This is a genomic window from Flavitalea sp. (assembly GCF_035489435.1).
GTDB lineage: Bacteria > Bacteroidota > Bacteroidia > Chitinophagales > Chitinophagaceae > DATHKG01.
On the sequence record NZ_DATHKG010000094.1, the window covers coordinates 20,012 to 39,613 of the forward strand.

Consider the following 19,602-nt stretch of genomic DNA (forward strand, 5'->3'; position numbering starts at 1 on the left):
TTAAACAATAAAACCATGGAAGTTACTCAAGACACTATTGCCCCCGCAATAGAAGCTACCCCCGGTTTGCGTCCTTTTCAATTTAAGGCTACAGAAGCCGAATTGGATGATTTAAAACGCCGCATTCTTGCGGCCCGGTTTCCTGAAAAAGAAACAGTCAGCGATTATACCCAGGGCGTTCCCCTGGCCACCAGTCAGGCATTGGCAAAGTATTGGGCAACAAAATATGACTGGCGTAAAGTGGAAGCCAAACTGAATTCTTATCCAAATTTCTTAAGCAACATCGACGGGCTGGATATTCATTTCATTCATGTTCGTTCAAAACACAAAAATGCTTTGCCAATTATTATTACTCATGGCTGGCCCGGCTCGGTCATCGAGCAGCTCAAAATTATTGATCCACTGACCAACCCTACTGCATATGGTGGCAAGGCAGCAGATGCTTTTGATGTGGTGATACCATCTATACCAGGTTATGGATTTTCGGGTAAACCAACTTCTACCGGTTGGGGTCCTGAACGCATCGCCCGTGCCTGGGATTTGTTGATGAAGCGTCTCGGATATAAAAACTATGTGGCACAGGGTGGTGACTGGGGTGCAGTGATCGTCGAAGTGATGGGGGCGCAGGCACCCACAGGTCTGCTCGCCATTCATACTAATATGCCTAACGTTGTACCAGCTGCGATAGACGCTGCGGCACTTGCAGGTAAACCGGTGCCTGCTGAACTTTCAGCGGAGGAAAAACATGCTTACCAGCAGCTTGTAGCTTTTTACAAAGATGTTTACTACGCATTCTTTATGGGAACACGGCCACAAACGTTGACAGCTTTCTCAGATTCACCAATAGGGCTGGCCACGTTCATGATCGACCATGATGCACGAAGTCTTGAACTGATTGCACGCAGCTTCAGTGGCGTCAGGGAAGGATTAACGCCGGACGATGTGCTGGACAATATCACGCTATTCTGGTTGACTAACACCGGTGTTTCCGCCGCACGTTTATATTGGGAAAATAAGCTGGCCTTTTTCGTGCCGAAAGGTGTGAAGGTTCCTGTGGTTGCAAGTGCTTTCCCCGATGAACTCTATCAGGCGCCAAGAAGTTGGGCAGAGCAAGCCTATCCCAAACTTATCCATTACAATAAACTTCAAAAAGGCGGACATTTCGCCGCCTGGGAACAACCTGCTTTCCTGGTTGAAGAAATGCGGGAAGGGTTTAAATCATTCCATTAAGCGACTTCAGAATTGTCATTGCAGGTAAGGGATGTGATTCTGGCAACACGTCCCTGTTTAGCCTGATCCTAATTTATCATTAGGTAAGATGACATAGATTATCACCAGGTAAGATGACACAGAGAAAATAAAAATGTGTCTTTGCTAATTTTAAAAAATGAACATAATGAAATGGAATGATTTGCACCAACTGATTAAGAATATCCTTCCTGCTCCGAGACGGGTAGAAAAAACTAACGAAGAATGGAAGCAGATCCTTACACCAGAGCAATATCGTGTAACCCGGTTGCATGGCACAGAACGCCCTTTTAGCGGTGAATACTGCGAAGCTTATTCTCCCGGTATCTACTACTGCCTCTGTTGCGGAACAGAGCTTTTTGATTCTACCGTAAAATTCGACTCCGGTACAGGATGGCCTTCGTTCAACTCACCGGTAAAGGATAATGTTGTCAGGTATAAAAGAGATAATGGTTACGGTATGCACGGAGTAGAAGTATTGTGTAATGTGTGCGATGCCCACCTGGGACATGTTTTTTCGGATGGTCCTATTCCCACAGGGTTACGTTTTTGTATCAACTCGGTTTCCCTGAAAAAAGCAGAAGTTAAGACAGTAAGAACAGAGTAACAAGGATTATTAGAAGCTTAAATATCTCAACATTAAAAACCAAACAAACATAGGCGCCGGTATTGGCGCCTTTTTTTATAACATTATCCATTCTCCATCCATTGCAGAAACAGGCGGACTTTTTCCTTAGGAACCAACAAGGGAACTGCGGTCTCAATTGTCATTCTAACCAACAACTTCCGGGCGAAATAATGTTCCACCTCCCTGATCATGCGAAAATTAATAAGGTATTGACGGTTAACCCGAAAAAACTGTTTAACGGTAAGAAGTTGTTGAATCTGGTCCAGGGAATAATGGATGGGATATTGTTTTTGATTTATGCTTACCAGGTTCGTGCACGCATTTTTAGAATAAAAAAAAGCAATGTTTTCAACAGGCACTGCTACATATTTATTCTGGCTGAATACAAGAAAACTTCTTTTACTGATAGCTGTAGCGAAAGGAGCAATTGGATCATCCGGAATAATGATTCCCGTTTGATATTGACCATAGTTACCGGTCAAAAATTTGTTAGACTGAGGTGGTGCCTCTGTGTGATGAAGCTCGGTTTTCATGTTGTTCTGTATTTAGTAGTTTTGTTGAATGTGCATTAGCAAAGGAATTTTGGGCGCTTTGTTCATGATTATAAGTTTTATAAGAAATAGTGCAGGGGTAATAAATACTTACTAATGAAGTGCCAATATTTCCGTTTATCTTCTTGGGTAAGAAACATAGGCATAGCATGATGAAAATCAGCACTTCTATTTGGTATTTGTACTTATTCCATGAAATATGTACCTGATGAGCTACCTCCGGCCAGATGGAGATTCCTATTGTCTTACTCCAAATTAATGGAGGCCGTTGAATGGATAAGTAGCTTCTGCCATCAAGACAAATAAGAACAACTGGTTATTTGTCTGTGAGCTTAGCTTCTTTTACCTTTGGATTTGCCCCTGACTACTGAATGGTGATATAAGAAGTTTCTTGTTTATTCTTTATTTTATGAGACACCTCCCGATCATTCCCTTCCTACTCTCTATATCTGAAATCTTCTTGTTACCGACCGCAAAAGGCCAGCACACCGGGACAACAGAGGCGAATAACATAATACAGCAACTCCGGTCCGGTATAGCTGATACTCCAAGAGTCCAAATGCTGCTAAGATTAAGTGCCTATTATGTTAATAGAACCCTTGACCCTGTCGCTGATATGGATAGTGCCCTGGTGCTCGCTAGTCAGGCTTTAAGCCTTGCTCACCGGCTTAAGTTTGCCAGTGGGAAAGAAGATGCCGTTTTTTTGAAAGGCAGGATTTTTATAGGACAACAAAACACAGTTAAGCTGCAACAGATGCTTGCGGATGTGAGCAGTAAGAATAGTATAAAACTGTTGTTGGAATTAGGAAAAAGTATGCTTAGGACAACCTACTTGCAAAAGGGTAATAGGGATAGTTCAATAATTTTATTTCAGAAAGCCGGGAGACTGTGCGATGGAATTGGTAACCAGGAATTGAAGGAAGAAAGCCAGTGTTTAATTGGCATTGTTTATCTCCTTAATGGTGATTGGTACGAGGGGAAGAATTATTTTACACATGTTATTGAAGCTCGTCAAAAAGCAGGAGATAGGGCCGGAGAACTTAACGCGCTGCTCAGAATGGCAACTACAGTCTTTTGTGATAACTGCGAAGAAAATATTATCGCCTTAAACCGCGCGTTGGAACTTTCCCGGCAAATTGGTGATCAGTCCCAGGAGGCGCTAATCCGGTTGATTATTGGTTATAAACATTTAAATGACGGCAACGCCAGGCAGGCAGAAGAAGATGCTATAGCGGCGTTAAACATTCAAAACGCCATAGGCTATCCGGCGATTTGCCATGCCTACAAAGCTTTGGCTGAACAAAGCGTTTATTACTCCCAGAGCGACTACGGATATTTGTCCAATGCCTATTATCTGCTGTCGGACTTAAGCCAGATCAAAGGAGATTTAAATCAAAAACTGTTTTACATCCTCAAAGTTGTTGACAATGTTGAGAGTAGTGGGATGCCCGGGGAATTTGACTATACCTATTTCCGCCTTGGCAATGCCTACTGGGAGTTAGGCCTGTTTGACAAAAGCATGGAGTATCATAGGCAATCAGCGGCGATCAGTAATCAAAAAGGTGAGTTTATAGAGATAGGCATAGCCAGAAGAATGACCGTTGCATTAATCAAACAGGGAAAGATTAAAGAAGCATTGCTACTATTACAGGACTTTGTAAGCAAAAACCTATTGTGCAGTCTTGAAGATAAAATGTATATAGCTCAAAGCCTAGGATCCTGTTATAATGCGCTTAAACAATTTTCGAGAGCAGAGAAATATTATCTTGAAAGTGTAGCATGGAGTAAAGAATCTCCGCTCACCTTCCAGTTTGTAGCCTGCCAGGGGATTAGCCAGTTTTATGTTACGAACGGTCAGTACTCAAAAGCGAAGCCATACCTGCAGCAGTTGCTAAATGCTTCCCGCCAGCAATTACTTCCAAATTATTTAATCGAAGTCTACCTGATGTGGTTTAAAGTGGATTCTGCCAGCCAGAACTACAAGGAAGCTATCGGGCACTACCAGCGGTACAAAGCACTTCAGGATTCAGTTTATAACGAAACAAAAAGCAGGCAAATAGCGCAGTTGAGTATTCAATACGAAACAGCAAAAAAAGAACAGGATATAAAAATTAAAGGGAAGGACATCGAGCTCCTCAAAAAGCAAAATAGGTTGCAACAAAATCAACGTAATGCGCTTATTATAGGAACTGGATTACTGGCGGCGATACTTGCACTCGGGTTTAATCGATACCGCCTGAAACAACGTGTAAACCGGCAACTAAAATCTCAGCAAAAGTCCCTGAATCTACAGCAGCAACAGATCAAACAAAAAAATGAATATCTATCTGAGGTTCTTACCGAGAAAGATCTTTTACTGCTTCAAAAAGATATTCTTCTGGAAGAGAAGGACCGGCTGTTGATCGAAAAGGAATTGCTGTTGAAGGAAATTCATCACCGCATCAAAAATAATTTGCAGGTGGTAATGAGTTTATTAAATTCGCAGGCCAGCTCAATTCAGAATAAGTCTGCCCTGGCTGCAATCCAGGAAAGTCAGCATCGGGTTCAGGCTATGGCCCTTATCCACCAGAAACTTTATCAGAATCAAAGCTTGGCTCGTATCGATATGAGTTCCTACATTAATGAAGTAGCCGCTTACCTGCATGAGTCATACAGCCTTCCGCAACTTATCCGCCTGAATTTGTATGTCGAACCGATTCACCTGGATGTAACATTGGCAGTACCTTTAGGTCTTATCATCAATGAGGCGATTACAAATGCTTTCAAGTATGCCTTTCCGGATGAACGTCCAGGAACAATATCCCTGAAGTTAATTAGACAGACAGAGAACACATACCAGCTTATTATCGAGGATGATGGAGTAGGGCTGCATGAAGGTTTTGATCCTTCTGAAAGTCCTACGCTCGGTATGACGCTGATGCACGGATTCGGCAGCCAGTTAGGAGGTGAATTAACAATTACCAGTGTTTCGGGCGTATCCGTTAGTTTGATATTTGTTGAGCAGCAAAACAGTCCAATTCATACATCTGTGGGTATGAACTATACAGCAAGCAACTAACATCTTAATCAAGAGCGATCTCTGTAAGGTCAGAAAAAGCGGTGAATGGTCAGACAAAAGCTACTAAATTGCATCAATAATTATCACCCCGAATTACTGAAAATTTTTCCGAATTACAATAAATAAGGGCATAACAATAATTCATACTTCTACTGGTATGCTTAATAGAACCAATATTCAGCCGCCTGCTCAAAAATCAATCCTGATAGTGGAAGATGAATTTGCTGTGGCTAATGATTTGCGTTCCATCCTGCAAAAAGCTGGTTACAGGGTTAGCGGGATTGCTTTTAACGTAGTAAAAGCGCTTGAGTCTATCGAACAGGAACTCCCTGATTTAGTATTGCTTGATATCCATCTTAATGGCTCAGAAACAGGTATTGACCTCGCACGGAAACTGGGCGAAGTGAATATCCCCTTTGTATTTGTATCTGCCAACACCGACACAAGTTTGCTTGAGGATGTTAAAACCACGGAGCCTTATGGTTTTATTGTAAAGCCGTTTCGCGAGAGGGATGTACTGGTAGCATTAGAGATTGCTCATTACCGCCATGCTCACAGTGTTGAAGTTCGGATAAGTCATGAACAAGCGCTGCAAATTGCCATGATCGCTGCCCTTTCCGAACCAGGAGACTGGGAGCAACGTTTGCTGAAGGTTACGCGGCTTCTCCAATCTCATATTCCATTCGACTACCTGGCAATAGGGATTGAGAGAGAGCAAGCATTGGATACTTTTGGTTCCTGTAGCTTCTTTCGTGTAGCAAAAGAAGAATACCAGGTGATAAAGCCTGAGAACTTCTTACAAATGACCGGTCTGACTTCGAAGAGGTACCAGGACATCAGGGAGCATGTAAGCATTGATGGGAAAGCAATTTATAACAATGATGAATTTAAAGCGGAGTGCCGGCGAAATCCTTTGAAAGGAATTATTGCCAGGACCTTTCACTTACAGTCACATCTTCTACTCCCATTCAGGATTGAAAAAAACGGAACTTTCTTTTTATCTTTTTACAGCCGGCAGGAGAATACCTATTTTTCCCGGCATCTGCATTTGCTGGAGCGCATTCAGCCATCACTAACGGTGACCATTGAGCGCCTTATGGCTTTTGATGAAATAGAGCGTCTTAGTGAACAGTTACGCCGGGAGAACAGTTACCTCCAGGAGGAGGTGCAAAAAGGAGCGAACTTTGAGGACATCAAAGGTAGTAACCCGGCATTATTGCAGGTCTTTACCAGCGTCAGCCAGGTGGCTCCGACTGATTATGCAGTCTTGATCCTGGGTGAGACAGGTACGGGCAAAGAACTTATCGCGCGTGCAGTTCATAACCGTTCTAACCGACGCGAAAAACCTCTTATTAAAGTTAACTGCGCTTCACTGCCTGCACAGCTTATCGAAAGCGAGTTGTTCGGACACGAAAAAGGCAGCTTCACTGGTGCTACCGAAAAACGTATCGGTAAGTTTGAGCTTGCGGATAGAGGCACTATATTCCTGGATGAAATTGGAGAATTGCCCCTGGAGCTCCAGCCGAAGTTGTTACGTGTATTGCAGGAAAAAGAAATCGAACGTATTGGAGGCAAAGGCGCTTTCTCCTGCGATGTGCGGATTATTGCTGCCACAAACCGGAACCTGCAACTGGAGATAACCCAGGGGCGTTTTCGCACCGACCTGTTTTACCGGCTTAACGTGTTTCCAATTCGATTGCCTCCTCTAAGGGAAAGAAAGGATGACCTGCTTACCCTGGTGAATTACTTCTTGCAGAAGATTGTCAAAAAACTGGGTAAGAACTTGACGGGAATTTCGGAAGAGTCTCTGCACGAGATGCATAGATATCACTGGCCTGGAAATATAAGAGAACTGGAGCACGTACTTGAGCGCGCAGCAATAATGACCACCTCGCCCACGATTTCCATTGTGGAACCGCTATTAAACGACCTGGAAGTACCGCCCGCAGGTATTCTTCCACTATTGGCAGTAAAGCCATTTGAACAAGCGGAGCGGGAGAATATTTTAGCAGCGCTTGAGCAGGCCCACTACCGAATACGTGGTCAGGGGGGCGCAGCAGAAATCCTCAATCTAAAACCTACTACACTGGAAGCTAAGATGGCGAGACTTGGTATTTCACGCAAGATGTAGTTAGAAAATTAATTCTGTTTCATTATTAAGTGCCTCAATTGCGCAAAATGAAAGGAGATTTCATTTTCATTTACTTGCTTGGTGCCATAATCCCACTGTATCCATGGAGTGAAATTTTCAGGGATTTTACCTCCGGATAAATGGGTTGTAATTAACCAGTATTCATGTTGCGGTATGTCGTTCTTCAAAAGTTGATGAGCAATAATTATGTCTTTCCCGATCAGTTGAAGAAAATTTTTTATTCTGTTTTCAGTAAACTCTCCATAGTGCGTTATTATTTTTAACGATAAGTGAATCGCAGTATTGCAGGCATTGCAGTGGCATGTTCGCTGGCTTTCGTAAAGCTCAAGCTGTTTGTGAAAAGACAGGAATATTTTTTCAACCTGCTTGTAAGTAATATCTAAATCAGGCAATTCTCCCAGCTTATAAAAAAGTATTGCATCTCCTTCTACTTCTGATACATTTAAGTCCATCTGGTTGGCATCAATAATGATTTCCAGCAATTCGCGAATAATGTGCTGGCTATGTTGGAGTTCAACACTATTCACAAATTTGGTAAACCCGCTGATGTCAGGAATAAAGATTAAACCGGTATTATTCATTTGAAGAATTATTATCGAAAAAAATACGGCGTACATGGTGTACGCCGTTAACCACCATCTGGCATCAGCGCAACGATTTGAATCCTTCGCGGATGTCTTCAACAAGTAATTCGGGTTGTTCCCAGGCAGCGAAGTGACCACCCTTATTGTGTTTCTTGTAATAGACCATATTAGGATATGCTTTCTCAGCCCAGTTCCGGGGCGCCTGGTAGAGTTCGTCAGGAAAAGCGCTCACGACAACAGGGATTTTAACGCCTTGTGGATTAAAAAATCCGTACTTATTTTCCCAGTATATCCGGTATCCCGAAACCGCAGTGTTCGTCAACCATGTAAGTGTGATGTTGTCAAGAACATCATCACGTGTAAGTCCTTCTGACTTTCCTTCAAAGACTCTCGAGATCATTGCCAGGCTGGGTTGATCGTGATCCAGGAATATCGTGGCGAGTCCAATCGGTGAATCCGCTGTTGCAAGCAGGCTCTGTGGACGCGTTCCCATGATGAAGGCGTAGGATACATGCTTGTATGAAAAGCTCAGTTGGTCATAAGCCTTCTTTTCCTCAGGGGTAAGGTCAGCTGGAGCAGCTAATCCGGCAAAGGCCGCCTTGTCGATATCAGGTGGAACTGCGACCGGAAAATTTGTGGCCATACCCAATAAGCTTTCGGGTGACTGTACAGACATCACGTCTGTAATGAGCCCACCCCAATCGCCACCTTGTGCAAAAAACTTCTCGTATCCAAGACGTTTCATCAGTGTTACCCACGCATATGCAATTTTGGATGGGCCCCAACCAGTAGTGCCCGGCTTTCCCGAAAACCCATAACCGGGTATAGATGGGATCACAACATCAAAAGCATCCTGGGCTTTTCCGCCATAGGATAGGGGATCTGTGAGAGGACCTATAATCTTTAATTGTTCAATGGGCGAACCGGGCCATCCATGTGTAACTATGATTGGTAATGCATTCGCATGTTTTGAACGTACATGTATAAAATGAATATCCAGTCCATCTATTTCAGTAATAAACTGGGGCAGTGAATTGAGTTGTGCTTCTACTTTGCGCCAGTCATATTCCGTAGCCCAATAGTCTGCCAGTGCTTTCATGGTTGAGAGTGGGACGCCCTGCGATTGATCATTGACAGGCTCCTTTTCAGGCCACCTCGTAGCTAAGATCCTGCGTTTGAGATCAACTAAATCGCTTTCGGGAAAATTGATCTTCCCGAAGGGACGAATTGCTTCATTGGATACCGTATCCACCGATAATCCGGTCCCGGCATTTGTTAATATCCCTTGTGAAGCAACAGCTCCCGCAACGTTTGTGTCGGCAGTATCACTTGTAGTTTTTTGCATATTTTGTATTTTTTGCAATGAAAAATGAAAAATGTCTTCGTAAATCTATCTCCACTCTCCGCCAAAGTCAAAGGACTATTTTTCGAAGTGGACCGAATGGTTTTCCATCCGGACATTTTCATAAATGAAAGAAGTCACTCTAAAGAGGGAAGAGCAAATCTTGTAAATTCAAAATCCTTTAAAGCAAAAAGTAAAAACTAATTTTTGCAATCTTTGATGCATTTTCAGCAGCATCAATAATGATTTTTGCAATTGCTTCAGGCTGGGAAATGTAAACAGCATGGATTCCTTTCACCTTTGTTACCCTGGTATTCGATCTCTGGTACATTTTCTCCTGTATCTCAGGACGAATGCTTTTATCTTCTTTTGATTTCCCGGGTAAACGAACAATTGAAGGACATGATTGCTGAAAAAGAATGGTGGTTGAAGGAAGTTCATCACCGGGTAAAGAACAATTTTCATACGATCATCTGCCTACTCGAGTCCCAGGCAACGTATCTTGAAAAAGATGCCCTGCAGGCAATTGAAAAGAGTCAGCATCGAATTTATGCCATGTCACTAATTCATCAGAAGCTTTATCAAAATGAAAACTTGCAGGTTATCGATATGTCTGAATCTGCGACAGGCAATACCGGTTGCTCTGATTATAAATGAAAGTGTAACAAATTCTATTAAATATGCTTTCGGAAATGAAACCGATCCCAGGATTTGCATCTCTATGAAAGAAAAAGATGGCACAGTGTACCTGACATCTGTAAAGCTTACAGCTAACTAAAATGTTGTATACATATTGAGGTAAAAATCCTCACCATAATTTGCCCCTGTGTATTTGATGAATAATGGTATATCATCATGTCTCCGTGGGTACTGGAGCCAACAGGCTGAAATACTGTATAAACTTCTGCCTGGTACGGTGTTTGTCCCGGGACGAAGTTTCCATCATTTGTCTCAGATTCGAATACATTTACTGAACAAAAATTCTTGGAGAAAATAACCTTGGTGAATTTTTTGTTTGCAGCTTGCAAACCTTGTTTGCTGGAATGCAATGCACTTAATCAACTAAACAAAAGATTAGACTCAACAAAATTCCAGCTGATTTCAATTACATATGAAACTCATGAGACAATTCTAAGAATAAAAAATGAGCATGATATAAATTTTACAATGCTGTCAGTTTCCAAAAATGAGTTTCGAAAATTATTTCAAATTTCAGGTTGCCCTGTTAATGCTATTGAAGATAAGAGCGGCATCGTTCGATACTGGAAGTCAGGCGGCGAATTGTCTCAGGATCTTGCAAATGATTTTATTCATAAGGAAATCTACCCGAGAATGTTGAAATTGTAGTTTCTGAATATTAGACTCTCATAACTCAATTCACAGCCAGGTCAGTCGGTCTCACAATCACTATTAGCATATTTGAGCCATAGGAATAGTTTTACCACCGTAAAACGAATCACAATGAAAAAAAATTTGTTACTGGTATTTACGGTGACGTGTATCGTATTAACCACATGGCGGAGCGTTCAAAAACGATCATTACTTTCCAGCATCCAAACTGGCATTGTATTATAGAAAACCCTCACACGACTATCCAGATAATTCTATAGAATATGCTATGCTGGCGGGTAAAGCAAAGGACACTTCCTGGACTTCAACCGGTCATTTACTTATACTTCCGCAGCTCGAAAGCGGTAAACGTTACCAGCTGCTGGTGCGCTATCGGGAAAACCCTTCATTCATCAAAGTAAATACTTTCTATACCAGTCCTGCTCGGTATCAGACGGCAGGGTTCTACTGGATTCTTGCTTCTTCCCTTGCTTTACTGGTGCTGACTTTTTTTCTTTTCAGATATAGCATAGGGCTGAGAACAGAAAAGAAAAAAGGAAGATCGTTGCAGACCAATCTTCAATCCATTCGTGCGCAACTGAATCCGCATTTTATTTTCAATGCATTGTCGTCCATTCAAAGCCTCATCAACAATAAAGACATCGACGGAGCAAATCATTATCTCTCGGCATTCAGTGATCTGCTGCGTCAATCGTTTACGCAACAGCGATAAGGAAATGATACCGCTTCAGCAGGAACTGCAACTGCTGGAAACTTATCTTTCCCTGGAGCAATTACGGTTTTCTTTTACCTACGCCCTCCATGTAGATGATAGCATAAACAGTTCGTCTTTAGAGATTCCTTCGTTGCTGCTTCAGCCAGTGATTGAAAACGCCATCAAACATGCCGCCGGGCCCCTGGGAGAAGAAGGTAAGATCGGAATCACTTTAAGGTCAGTACATCATGATCTGCTCATCTCAGTAACAGATAATGGACCTGGCTTCGACACCAATACCATTAAGGGAGAAGGACACGGCATGAGGTTGACCACAGAAAGAATATTGTTACTTAACCAGCTAATAAATCCCCGGCATATTCATCTTGAGGTGAAGAGCACTAAAAGCGGAACTGACGTACATTTGAATTTTCGAAACTGGTTACAAGTATGATAAGCGCAGTGATTATAGATGATGAGAAGAATAATATCCGGAACCTTGAGCTAATGCTTAAACAGCATTGCCCGCAGATAACTGTTTCAGGTAAGGCAATGAGTGCTGATGAGGGCATTAAGCTGATTGGTAAAGAACAACCGGACATCGTATTCCTGGATATTCAGATGCCCGGTGAAAATGGTTTTGATATGTTGAAACAAATTCCTGATCGAAGCTTCGAACTTATTTTTATAACCGCCTATGACCAATATGGCATTGAGGCAATTAAATTCTCGGCACTTGATTACCTGCTTAAACCGGTTAAAACAGTAGAACTGAAAACCGTAGTTCAAAAAGCAGGCTATCGTGCCAGCGAAAAAAAGCAGAACCGGAAACTCGAAAACCTGGTGGAATTAATGACCAACATCCAGGGAAAGGATTAGCACCGCCTGGCTCTACCTTCCCTGAAAGAAACACGGTTTGTACCGACCGCGGAAATCATCCGGTTGGAATCCTCGAACAATTACACAACTTTTTTTATAAGCGGCGGAGAAAAAATACTGGTGTCTAAACCGATCTACGAATATGAAGAGTTATTAAATTCATATGGATTTATCCGCTGCCACCAGTCACATCTCGTAAACCGGCGTTATGTCAAAAGTCTGCTACGGCAGGATAACGGTTATCTTTTACTGGACGACGATACCCGCATACCAGTATCCCAAACAAAAAAAGACATTGTAAGAGCACAACTGGAAAGCTGAACAGGTTCCACCTCGCAAAAATGTTGTATATTAGGATTAACTAATTCTTTAATCAACTGGTCGCTATGTCTAAATTATCAACAACATCTGTTTCAGCAAATAACGACACAGATGACAAAAAACTTAGAAAAGGAGTGTTCTTCAGAAAATCAGGAGACACCAACCCGCGAAAAGGTCTGTGGGGTTTTGTTGAAGTCATCCTTGTATTTTTGGGTCTTATCTCAAAATGATCCAACAAAATCTGTGTGCTTAATGCGCTAAACCTTATTGATATGGCTAGAAACCCGGTCTTCTCCAATAACTACGTTACGATCTCCGAAAAGGGGATTGACCTGACCCGTAGCAGGTTTCCTTACAAACATATCAGGTTTAGCGAGATCCGGGAAGTTAGCATTCAAGAGGACTATCTTATCAAAAACAGGAACACGATTTTAATTTTAAGTTCAGGGGCAATCTGTCTGCTAGTTATATTTTTGCTTCAGTCCGATTTTATCTCGAACTTGCTTAAAGCAAATACTGCCGCGGGTTTCCTGATTGTGGTTAGCCGGCCTGTTTTAGCAGTAATTGTAATTGCACTTGGATTAGGTTTTCTTGTTTACCAATCTTTTTTGAGATCCAAGGTCATGACCATCAAAACACGCAATAACAAAAAGTATTCAGTGCGATTAAAGGAATTGGAGGATGATCTTCAAACCCGACAACTTCGGGAGTTTATATCAAGACAAACTTCTAAGTAACTTATAGCGTACACCTGCTATGTTCGCAAACTGCTTGCAAGTTTTGTTGTTACTGCCTGCCACACCTTGAACCCGGTAATACACGCAGTAATTACAAACAATAAAACAACAGCAAAGATCATTGTCAGGCTATCAACACCCACATTCACTTTGAATATCATATCCATCAGCGTTTTTGTTAAAGCCATTCCACCGTAACAACCGATCAAAGCAGCAATGAAAAATATTCCAACATAGCTTTTGTTAATAAGGACAAGGATATTCATGGCAGATGCTCCCACTAATTTCCTTAATGCAATCTCTTTCATCTTTTTTAATGTGCGCAAAGAAACAAGAGCCAGTAATCCCGTGGCAGTCAGCAAAACAGAAATCACTGCGAACCAGGCAAAGATTGTTGCGATGCTGGCGTTTACTTTGTGAGCCTCAGCTGTGATTTCGTTTTGATAAAAACTATTAAAGGGTTTCAGTGGAAATAACTTTTGCCATAACTTCTTTGCACCATCATGAATAGTTGCCAGGTTTTTCGGATCACCCTGCAAAATCAGGTATTGAAATTTGTCTTCTTTTACAAGTTTCATTATCCCCGGTTCCAAAGGCTCAAAAAAATCCTCCGCATGAAAATCTTTTAATATCCCAACAACAGAATAAGTGGCGGTATCAAGCTGTAATTGTTTACCCAAGGCTTCCTGGTCTTTCCATCCAAAAATAGCAGCTGTTTTTTCAGTAATGAGTATAGCCTTTGTGTAGTCAGATTCCATTTGAACATCAAATGTCCGCCCGGCTGCCATCTGTAGTTGCATCAAACGGAGGTAGTCCGGGCCGACCTCGAAATAGTTTGTCTCCTTTTTTTGGGCTTCAGCTTCGGCTACAATACTCCGGTAACTAAAGCCAATGTGATTTCTTGTTCCTGCAACCCCGGTGATTTCAGGAATATTTTTTATTTCATTGTTGAGTACCGTAAATGTATTATGGTCCGGAACAAGGATACCGAGGGTGTTATCAAGACTATAACCAAAGTCAAAATTTCGCTGAAATTCCGCGTTTCTTGCGAAAGCTACTCCCGCAATGACGGTGAGGATGGAAATCGATATCTGCAAACCCAACATCAGCCTTGAAAACAAATTGGACCCGCCGAATTTAACACTACCACGGAATATGGAGGAAGGATTGAACCTGCTGATATAAAACGCCGGGTAAGCACCGGCCATTAATGTGGCGAGTATAAGTATCACCAGCAGATATATCAATAAATTACCGTCGCGTAAATAGTTCGCTTCAACCTTTACAAAAGAAAACATCTGGTTAAAAAAAGGAAGCCACCATGAATTAATCAATACAGATAAACAAATCGCGGCAAAGACAATTACTGAACACTCGAGGAGCATTTGCATAACTAATTGTCGAAAGGTGCTTCCCATTACTTTGCGCATTCCGATTTCTTTCAGTCTTGAGTTCGCGCGTGCAATGGTGGTATTGGAAAAATTCAGACAAGCCGAAAGCAGGATAAGAAAAGCAAATACAAAGGGTCCATAAGCTGCAGAATCTTCCGGCCTTTGGACGAGGCTGTTATTGCTGATAAGGTTGCTTTGAACAGCACCATCTCTGAGAGACATCAATTCAAATCCCGAAACTTTCCAGTCTTCCCTTGCCTTGTTTTGAATTGACTTGTATTTTTTCAGCCTTTCCGGTAACGATTGCGCATCGGCAGAATTTGGAATTTTAAAATACGCAGCATCAACAAACCATCCCCAATCGTCCTGATCAATTTTTTTTCCATCCGGCTTGAATTGGTTTTCAAAATTTGTCAGCATGCCAAATTGGATGGTTGAGTTGAATGGAATATCCTTCAATACACCTGTTACTGTAACTGGCAAAGCAAAGGGCTCGCCTTCATAAAGGGTGATGATCTTGCCTACCGGATTTTGATTTCCAAAATACTTCCGTGCTATTGTCTCGGTTATCAATATACCACCCTTATTCTTTAGATCCTTAACACCTGAAACAATGGGAAAATTAAAAAAATCAAAAAAAGATGCATCTGTAAAATGAACCTGTTCTGTAAATACTTCACCGGTATCCGATTTTGCATTTAATCCTCTGCTGTCGTAACGCAGTACCTGTTGAATACCTGCAAAATCATTTTTTGCGGCCTGTATTGCGGCCATTGGAAAGATCCCTTTGATGCCATCTGCTCCTTCTTTCCTCGTCAATGCCCGGTAAACATTATCCCTGTCCGGATGAAAATTATCATAGCTAAAAGAGTAGCGATAAGTCTGGTAACCCCATACCATCGCTGCGATACCAATGGCCATTCCAACAATATTGATCAGGGTATAAGATTTATAACGCCATAAATTCCGCAGTACTATCTTATAATAATTCTTAAGCATGAGGTTGTTGTTAGTATTGGTGCAGGATGGGGCAAATGACGAACGCGGGTGCGGGTATAGGGTTCAGTTCCCAGGTTTATAACGGGAAAAATATGCCAGATATTTAAAGCGAAGATTGACAGGCAGTTGTTGCAGAGGCGTGCATGGTAGCGTACGTTTGCATTACACCATTTGTCCGCTATTGATACACCTTATGTCGTCCTTATATAGCTTATACTATTTGAGAAAAAGTCGCTTGATGAACCAAAAAATGTAATGCTCCCAAATGTTCAAGAAACGTGTTTTATGTAAGCTAAGTAAGCTAAGTTGCTTAATTAGGAATCCAGTCCAAAGCTATGGCCTGAACCTATTAATGCAATTTATGTTAGTTAGCTTTTGCGTTGTGCAAATGCATTAAGTGGCGGATCACGAGCGCACCTGGGTAATAACAGAACCAAGCAAATCAACGACGTCTTGCTGAATGAGGCCAATCTGCTCTATTTCATCTCCTGTTCTCCATTGTTCCCCATTTCTTAAAAGTGTCAGGCGATTAGTACCTCTTCCCGATTGAAGCAGCACATCATAGGTGCCGGTTAGTGCACCGTCCCAGGAAATGGTTTCAGCAATAGCGGCTTTGTAGAAAATATCCTTATGCATGAAAGTGGTTGTGAAAACCAGGTGATCGGATGAATCCGGCCTACCAGTAACGAGTTGATAGCCCATGGAGTTTTATTTTAGATTACTAAGGTATAAAAAATTGGAACTAAGAAAAAATCCGATTTTATATGTTGCATTGATAGTGGGTGTTTCTCGACTATAGAATCAAACGATCCACATGGTACTTGTTCCAGAATATTTAAAGAACAAAAGCAGATTAAAGGCACCAGGAAATCATCCTCAACATGGGTATCAGCCATAGTTTTATTTATAAAGGATACAAAGAGTGGATCGATCCAATTGTCGTGCCATAGGCTGTTGGTGTATACTTCCATTTATACCGGGAAATGCCCAAAGGTTTAAAAAGTTTATCGTCTGTATATTTCTCCATGTACAATGATGTATGTCTTTTTTGTTATATTCCAAAATGAATTATGTTATTCCGTTCTCAAACTTTTGATCGGATTCTTTGTGGCCGCCTTGATGGCCTGGTAGCTGACTGTACACAGAGTGATCAGTAGCGCTCCTGCGATGACTATAGCAAAAATCCACCAGTTGATTTCCGTATGGTAATCATATTTTTGTAACCATTTTTGTAGAAGATGATTCGCTAGTGGGACTGCGATCAGGCATGCGAGAATTACCAGCCGTACAAAATCTGCCGATAATAATTTCCAAAGGCTATAAACAGTTGCCCCTTGTACCTTGCGTACACCGATTTCTTTGGTTCTTCTTTCAGCCATAAAAGCCGCAAGTCCAAACAATCCAAGACATGAAATAAAAATAGCCAGTGTCGAGAATACGGCTGCCAGTTTTCCAATTCGTTCTTCATTTGAAAACTTCTGACTGAATTCAGTATCGGCAAATTGGTAATCGAATGGTACAGAAGGTACAAGTTTTTTGAAGACAGCTTCCGTTTTAGATATCGCTTCTGCTGCGCTGAGCGCCGGACTTATGCGAATATTGATATATGCGGTTGCCTCTTCATAATTAATGCCAAAAATCGCTGGCCGCACTGCTTCAAACGGTGACTCCATAATCATGTCCTTCACTACGCCTATTATTCGAAATGGCTGATTATCCCACTTAATTATCTCACCAACGGGATTCTTCAATTGCATATATTTCACTGCAGCTTCATTTATCAGCAAATGATAGACCAGACCTGGTTTGCTATGCGAGCTTACAGAATCTGTTACAAAAGCTGTTGAAAAATCTCTGCCTTCTTTGATCTTCCATCCTACAGTCTTTCCATAATCAAAGGTTGTCCAGTTAATAGCAAAGCTTTCAGTCTTGTTTGGATCTTTGTCTTTCCATTCGAAGGCACTACTTTTTGACCATACGCCTGTAACAGGTCCGGACGAGCAGCCGACATCGGCGGCAATACCTTTTACTTTTAATTCATTGTTTAAGACGTTCAGTTTATCCCTTAGGTCTGCAGATTTTATTTGCACCATTAATAGGCCGCCGCGGTCATAACCTACCGGCCGGTTTTTAGCGAACTGAATTTGACGGTACACTATAACAGTGCCCATGATCAGGATGATGGATACTGTAAATTGCACCACAACCAGGGCTTTGCGGGGTAATGCTGCAAAGCGCCCCGCCCGGTAAGTGCCTTTTAATGCAGTAACAGGATTAAAAGAAGATAGGTAGAAAGCAGGATAACTTCCGGCTATGGCACTCGTTATCACAATGAAAGCCAGGCTAAGTGCCCAAAAAAATGGTTTTGACCAAAACATCGTTATTTGTTTATCAGCCAATGCATTAAACCAGGGTAGTGAGATAGTAACCAGGACGAGCGCAATGAAAAATGCGAGAGATACAACAACAAAAGATTCAGCCAGGAATTGAACGATCAATTCTGCTCGCATAGATCCCACGGCTTTCCGGATCCCGACTTCTTTGGCCCGTTTTTCACTACGTGCGGTGCTGAGATTTATAAAATTGATGCAGGCAAGTAATAACACAAAGACACCGATAATGCAGAATAGCCACACAATCTGTATGCGTCCGCCCACATTTATATCTTCCTTCCAGTCTGAATACAAATGCCAGCGGCTCATAGGATTTAGAAATGTCCGGATATTAAACTTTTTATCAATAACAGCATTGTCATAGGTAGCATTTTTTATTCTTTCAGAGACCTCCGCGAAACCGGCATTTGGCTGTAGCTGCACATATATAAGAAACGAACTGTTTCCCCAATCTGTTCCATCCATCATCCACTTGTTATGCGACAAAAGAAGATCCCACGATGAAAGAAACTTCATGCTACTGAATTCCGTATTATGAGGCAGGTCCTTATAAACGCCAGTTACTTTTACATCCATCTGGTTGTCTATTCGCATCATCCTGTTCAAAGGATCGGCGTCACCAAACAATGCTTTTGCAGTAGAGGCGGAGAGAAGTATTGAGGATGGATCCCTGAGTCCGGAACGGGTGCCGCTAAGCATTTCCAAAGAAAGCATATCAGGGGCATCCGGCTGCATAAACCTGCCACCCTGGAGATTGCGACTTCAGCTGCTGAAAGAACATGAGATTCATTCCACCGGGACATGACTATGTATTTAAAATCCCGGCCATACTTGTTGCGTAGTTCTGCCTCCAAAGGTCGTGGCAACGCTGCCGATGCAAATCCACGGCCAGCAAAACGCCCTTTATTCATTACCTGCGCAATCTTGTTGTAGTTCTTATAGTGCTGGTTAAAGGACAGCTCATCGTACATCCATAAACCAATAAGAATGGCGATGGCCATACCTGCGGCAAGGCCACCTATATTAATGAATGAGTATCCTTTTGAACGTGAAAGGGTTCTCAATGCGATCTTTAAATAATTATGAAACATAACATGGGCTTTATATATAAATACCTGGTGATAAATTAAACAAGGTTTTAATTGAGCAACAAAATTGGCACCGAAAAGGGATCATTTGATAGTTAATGACTTGCAGATTAGTTAGATTGGAACCTGTTCGTTTCTGATACAAAAATGTCCGCTCCCGGCTATGCTTAATTTAGGGTTGAGTATT

The 19,602-nt window shown here is 41.9% G+C and carries 18 protein-coding genes and 1 pseudogene; 12 read left to right on the plus strand and 7 right to left on the minus strand.

The window, feature by feature from the left end; all coding sequences use genetic code 11:
• Positions 1-15: 15 nt before the first annotated feature.
• Positions 16-1,230 (plus strand): epoxide hydrolase family protein, encoded by a 1,215-nt coding sequence (locus tag VK664_RS14915; RefSeq protein ID WP_461399478.1) that lies wholly within the window; start codon positions 16-18, stop codon positions 1,228-1,230.
• A 166-nt stretch (positions 1,231-1,396) separates the two neighbouring features.
• Positions 1,397-1,855 (plus strand): peptide-methionine (R)-S-oxide reductase MsrB, encoded by a 459-nt coding sequence (gene msrB / locus VK664_RS14920; protein WP_461399479.1) that lies wholly within the window; start codon positions 1,397-1,399, stop codon positions 1,853-1,855.
• 83 nt (positions 1,856-1,938) lie between these two features.
• On the opposite strand, the gene VK664_RS14925 is transcribed toward msrB, so the two are convergent.
• Positions 1,939-2,409, minus strand: coding sequence for a LytR/AlgR family response regulator transcription factor (locus tag VK664_RS14925; protein ID WP_461399480.1), 471 nt, complete (start codon positions 2,407-2,409; stop codon positions 1,939-1,941).
• A 427-nt stretch (positions 2,410-2,836) separates the two neighbouring features.
• On the opposite strand from VK664_RS14925, the gene VK664_RS14930 reads away from it, so the two are divergent.
• Positions 2,837-5,485 (plus strand): tetratricopeptide repeat-containing sensor histidine kinase, encoded by a 2,649-nt coding sequence (locus VK664_RS14930; protein WP_461399481.1) that lies wholly within the window; start codon positions 2,837-2,839, stop codon positions 5,483-5,485.
• Positions 5,486-5,642: 157 nt separating this feature from the next.
• Positions 5,643-7,616: a sigma 54-interacting transcriptional regulator gene (locus tag VK664_RS14935; RefSeq protein WP_461399482.1), complete on the plus strand. Its 1,974-nt coding sequence runs from the start codon at positions 5,643-5,645 to the stop codon at positions 7,614-7,616.
• 8 nt (positions 7,617-7,624) lie between these two features.
• On the opposite strand, the gene VK664_RS14940 is transcribed toward VK664_RS14935, so the two are convergent.
• Together VK664_RS14940 and VK664_RS14945 are read right to left on the minus strand one after the other, a co-directional pair.
• A complete protein-coding gene (locus tag VK664_RS14940) occupies positions 7,625-8,218 on the minus strand; it encodes a DUF2652 domain-containing protein (RefSeq protein ID WP_461399483.1) in 594 nt (197 codons plus the stop codon).
• A 64-nt stretch (positions 8,219-8,282) separates the two neighbouring features.
• Positions 8,283-9,566 carry an epoxide hydrolase family protein gene (locus VK664_RS14945; protein WP_461399484.1) on the minus strand — a complete coding sequence of 428 codons (1,284 nt, stop codon included), beginning with the start codon at positions 9,564-9,566 and terminating at the stop codon, positions 8,283-8,285.
• A gap of 246 nt (positions 9,567-9,812) precedes the next feature.
• On the opposite strand from VK664_RS14945, the gene VK664_RS14950 reads away from it, so the two are divergent.
• The 8 genes and pseudogenes from VK664_RS14950 to VK664_RS14985 all read left to right on the plus strand — a co-directional run bounded on the left by VK664_RS14950 (position 9,813) and on the right by VK664_RS14985 (position 13,544).
• Positions 9,813-10,220 carry a histidine kinase dimerization/phosphoacceptor domain -containing protein gene (locus VK664_RS14950; RefSeq protein ID WP_461399485.1) on the plus strand — a complete coding sequence of 136 codons (408 nt, stop codon included), beginning with the start codon at positions 9,813-9,815 and terminating at the stop codon, positions 10,218-10,220.
• A 282-nt stretch (positions 10,221-10,502) separates the two neighbouring features.
• Positions 10,503-10,910, plus strand: a pseudogene (locus tag VK664_RS14955) (peroxiredoxin family protein); the annotation flags it as partial.
• Positions 10,911-11,127: 217 nt separating this feature from the next.
• A complete protein-coding gene (locus VK664_RS14960; protein WP_461399486.1) occupies positions 11,128-11,625 on the plus strand; it encodes a histidine kinase in 498 nt (165 codons plus the stop codon).
• A 4-nt stretch (positions 11,626-11,629) separates the two neighbouring features.
• The gene (locus VK664_RS14965) at positions 11,630-12,061 is read left to right on the plus strand and encodes an ATP-binding protein (protein WP_461399487.1); all 432 of its coding nucleotides are present in this window, start codon (positions 11,630-11,632) and stop codon (positions 12,059-12,061) included.
• Positions 12,058-12,486, plus strand: a complete 429-nt coding sequence (locus VK664_RS14970) for a LytR/AlgR family response regulator transcription factor (RefSeq protein WP_461399488.1) — start codon at positions 12,058-12,060, stop codon at positions 12,484-12,486. Before VK664_RS14965 ends, VK664_RS14970 begins: the two co-directional genes overlap by 4 nt.
• Before the next feature lie 21 nt (positions 12,487-12,507).
• Positions 12,508-12,807, plus strand: a complete 300-nt coding sequence (locus tag VK664_RS14975) for a LytR/AlgR family response regulator transcription factor (RefSeq protein WP_461399562.1) — start codon at positions 12,508-12,510, stop codon at positions 12,805-12,807.
• A gap of 65 nt (positions 12,808-12,872) precedes the next feature.
• Positions 12,873-13,037 (plus strand): hypothetical protein, encoded by a 165-nt coding sequence (locus VK664_RS14980; protein WP_461399489.1) that lies wholly within the window; start codon positions 12,873-12,875, stop codon positions 13,035-13,037.
• A gap of 42 nt (positions 13,038-13,079) precedes the next feature.
• Complete coding sequence (locus VK664_RS14985) at positions 13,080-13,544, plus strand: hypothetical protein (protein ID WP_461399490.1); 465 nt, start codon at positions 13,080-13,082, stop codon at positions 13,542-13,544.
• A 17-nt stretch (positions 13,545-13,561) separates the two neighbouring features.
• Here VK664_RS14985 and VK664_RS14990 read toward each other — a convergent pair whose 3' ends face one another.
• The 4 genes from VK664_RS14990 to VK664_RS15005 all read right to left on the minus strand — a co-directional run bounded on the left by VK664_RS14990 (position 13,562) and on the right by VK664_RS15005 (position 19,418).
• Positions 13,562-15,934: an ABC transporter permease gene (locus tag VK664_RS14990; protein WP_461399491.1), complete on the minus strand. Its 2,373-nt coding sequence runs from the start codon at positions 15,932-15,934 to the stop codon at positions 13,562-13,564.
• Positions 15,935-16,339: 405 nt separating this feature from the next.
• Positions 16,340-16,636 (minus strand): hypothetical protein, encoded by a 297-nt coding sequence (locus tag VK664_RS14995; protein ID WP_461399492.1) that lies wholly within the window; start codon positions 16,634-16,636, stop codon positions 16,340-16,342.
• 371 nt (positions 16,637-17,007) lie between these two features.
• Positions 17,008-19,026, minus strand: coding sequence for an ABC transporter permease (locus VK664_RS15000; protein WP_461399563.1), 2,019 nt, complete (start codon positions 19,024-19,026; stop codon positions 17,008-17,010).
• A complete protein-coding gene (locus VK664_RS15005; protein WP_461399493.1) occupies positions 18,930-19,418 on the minus strand; it encodes a hypothetical protein in 489 nt (162 codons plus the stop codon). The genes VK664_RS15000 and VK664_RS15005 overlap by 97 nt, the downstream gene beginning before the upstream one ends.
• Positions 19,419-19,602: the final 184 nt, after the last annotated feature.

Coding starts and splice junctions, on each gene's coding strand:
- VK664_RS14915 (WP_461399478.1), top strand. CDS start 16: ATGGAAGTTACTCAAGACACTATTGCCCCCGCAATAGAAGCTACCCCC.
- msrB (WP_461399479.1), top strand. CDS start 1,397: ATGAAATGGAATGATTTGCACCAACTGATTAAGAATATCCTTCCTGCT.
- VK664_RS14925 (WP_461399480.1), bottom strand. CDS start 2,409: ATGAAAACCGAGCTTCATCACACAGAGGCACCACCTCAGTCTAACAAA.
- VK664_RS14930 (WP_461399481.1), top strand. CDS start 2,837: ATGAGACACCTCCCGATCATTCCCTTCCTACTCTCTATATCTGAAATC.
- VK664_RS14935 (WP_461399482.1), top strand. CDS start 5,643: ATGCTTAATAGAACCAATATTCAGCCGCCTGCTCAAAAATCAATCCTG.
- VK664_RS14940 (WP_461399483.1), bottom strand. CDS start 8,218: ATGAATAATACCGGTTTAATCTTTATTCCTGACATCAGCGGGTTTACC.
- VK664_RS14945 (WP_461399484.1), bottom strand. CDS start 9,566: ATGCAAAAAACTACAAGTGATACTGCCGACACAAACGTTGCGGGAGCT.
- VK664_RS14965 (WP_461399487.1), top strand. CDS start 11,630: ATGATACCGCTTCAGCAGGAACTGCAACTGCTGGAAACTTATCTTTCC.
- VK664_RS14970 (WP_461399488.1), top strand. CDS start 12,058: ATGATAAGCGCAGTGATTATAGATGATGAGAAGAATAATATCCGGAAC.
- VK664_RS14980 (WP_461399489.1), top strand. CDS start 12,873: ATGTCTAAATTATCAACAACATCTGTTTCAGCAAATAACGACACAGAT.
- VK664_RS14985 (WP_461399490.1), top strand. CDS start 13,080: ATGGCTAGAAACCCGGTCTTCTCCAATAACTACGTTACGATCTCCGAA.
- VK664_RS14990 (WP_461399491.1), bottom strand. CDS start 15,934: ATGCTTAAGAATTATTATAAGATAGTACTGCGGAATTTATGGCGTTAT.
- VK664_RS14995 (WP_461399492.1), bottom strand. CDS start 16,636: ATGGGCTATCAACTCGTTACTGGTAGGCCGGATTCATCCGATCACCTG.
- VK664_RS15000 (WP_461399563.1), bottom strand. CDS start 19,026: ATGCTTAGCGGCACCCGTTCCGGACTCAGGGATCCATCCTCAATACTT.
- VK664_RS15005 (WP_461399493.1), bottom strand. CDS start 19,418: ATGTTTCATAATTATTTAAAGATCGCATTGAGAACCCTTTCACGTTCA.